The sequence below is a fragment of the Moritella sp. JT01 genome (assembly GCF_001574435.1).
In the GTDB taxonomy this organism is placed as follows: domain Bacteria; phylum Pseudomonadota; class Gammaproteobacteria; order Enterobacterales; family Moritellaceae; genus Moritella.
Genome location: NZ_LOCN01000028.1, coordinates 1 through 581 on the forward strand (window position 1 = coordinate 1; position 581 = coordinate 581).

A 581-nucleotide genomic window follows, 5' to 3' on the forward strand; every position below is an offset into this window, starting at 1 on the left:
ACAATAGCAACGGTTGCTGGTGATGATGTGATCAACGCAGTTGAAGCTGGCGCGACAACGATAGCGGTTAATGGTACAGCGACGGGTGGTGATATCACTCCTGGCGATACCGTAACGGTAACGGTTAACGGTCAAGATTACACAACAACAGTGGACGGTTCAGGCAACTACACGGTCGATGTGAACACCACAGATTTACAAGCAGACAATACCATTGATGCCAGCGTTGCATCAGCAGATACGGCGGGTAATACCATTGTCAGTAACGCTGTTGAACATGCTGTTACGTTTGATGCCGCAGCTGATGCGGGTACGGTAACCATATCAACGGTTGCAGGCGATGATGTTATCAACGCAGTAGAAGCTGGCGCGACAACGATCGCGGTGAGCGGTACAGCGACTGGCGGCGATATTAGCGCTGGCGATACAGTGACCGTAACGGTTAACGGTCAAGATTACACAACAACAGTGGATGGTTCAGGTAACTACACAGTTGATGTAAATACCACAGATTTACAAGCGGACAATACTATTGATGCAAGCGTGGCTTCATCAGATACGGCGGGTAATACTGTTGTTAG

1 protein-coding gene is annotated in these 581 nt (G+C 49.1%); it reads left to right on the forward strand.

Annotated elements, in window-relative coordinates:
* Positions 1–581 (forward strand): Ig-like domain-containing protein (locus AKG98_RS18525; protein ID WP_157534169.1); only part of this gene is annotated, 581 nt, incomplete at both ends.